This is a genomic window from Kitasatospora sp. NPDC036755 (genome assembly GCF_040636595.1).
Taxonomy (GTDB): domain Bacteria; phylum Actinomycetota; class Actinomycetes; order Streptomycetales; family Streptomycetaceae; genus Kitasatospora.
In genome coordinates, this window is record NZ_JBEZUT010000683.1 from 1 (window position 1) to 1350 (window position 1350).

The 1350-nt window shown below is 75.9% G+C and carries 1 protein-coding gene; it reads left to right on the top strand.

Annotated elements, in window-relative coordinates:
* Nucleotides 1-9 precede the first annotated feature (9 nt).
* Nucleotides 10-1050 carry an iron-containing redox enzyme family protein gene (locus AB0E96_RS41190; RefSeq protein ID WP_359831966.1) on the top strand — a complete coding sequence of 347 codons (1041 nt, stop codon included), beginning with the start codon at nt 10-12 and terminating at the stop codon, nt 1048-1050.
* Nucleotides 1051-1350: the final 300 nt, after the last annotated feature.

Consider the following 1350-nt stretch of genomic DNA (forward strand, 5'->3'; position numbering starts at 1 on the left):
ACCGTGCGCCTGCGCCGTGCTGTGCGTCTGCGCCGACGGACGGGGAGCGGGCCGGTGAGCGGGCTGCCCGCCGCGCGCGGACCGCTGTCGGCGGCGGTGCTCGCCCTGCTCACCGCCGGACCGCCCGGGGCCGGCCGGATGCTCGCCGTGCCGGGCTCCCTCGCCGAGCCCTGGAGCGAGGACCACCAGCTGGCCCTCCACCTGTGCTACGAACTCCACGACCGAGGACTGCCCGGGGTCCGGGACGGCTGGGAGTGGGACCCCGAACTCCTCAGATTCCGGCAGGAGTTGGAGCGTCCGTTCCTGGCCGCGGTGCGCGCGGAGGCGGAGCCCGTACCGCCCTTGCCGGAGGCCCTGGAAGCGCTGCTCACCGAGCCGCCCGACGGCACCGGCCCGTCGCACTTCCTGCTCGCCGAGGGCGAGCGCCGCCACGCCCGCGAGTACCTGGTGCACCGCTCGGTCTACCACCTCAAGGAGGCCGATCCGCAGCTGTGGATGCTGCCGAGGATCCATGGGCCCGCCCAGGCGGTGCTGACGGCGATCCTCTACGACGAGTACGGCGCCGGACGGCCGGAACGGGCGCACGCACGGCTGTTCGCCCGGATGATGGCCGCCTTCGGCCTCGACCCCGCGTACGGGCACTACCTGGACCTCGTCCCGGCGCCGACCCTGGCGGTGGTCAACCTGATGACGCTCCTCGGCCTGCACCGGGCGCTGCGCGGTGCGGCCGTCGGGCACTTCGCGACCGTCGAGATCACCTCCTCGCCGGGCTCCGCCCGCCTGGCGGCGGCACTGGCGCGGCTCGGCGGAGGGCCGGACGGCACGCTCTTCTACCGCGAGCACATCGAGGCGGACGCCGTTCACGAACAGCTGGTGCGCCGCGGGGTCATCGAGGAACTGGTCGGTGACGAACCGGAGTTCGCCCGGGACGTGGCGTTCGGCACCGCCGCGGCCGGGGTGGTCGACGGACGCTTCGCGGACCACCTGCTCGGCCGCTGGCGGGCCGGGCGCACCTCGCTGCGCTCACCGCTGCCCGACGACCCGGGCTGAGGCCCGCCCGTCTGCCCGTTCCTTCGTCCCGTTCCTTCGTCCCACGTCACGGTGATCCCCGCCCCGGGCGGCCGCAGTGCTGCGGACAGGTCCATCGCGGGTGACCCGGCCTGTCCGGGCCGCGGGCAGGCCGACGGCGCCCGTCCCTGTTCGGGGTCGAGCGCCCGGCCGGAGCCGTCCTGCGGTTCCCGGCGCCCCGGACGAGGCCGGGACTCCGGTGCCGCCCCCGGCCGGATGGACCGTGGTCGCTCGGACCGGGCGCACGGCGGCGCACTTCCCGGGTGCACGTCCCGCCGCGGT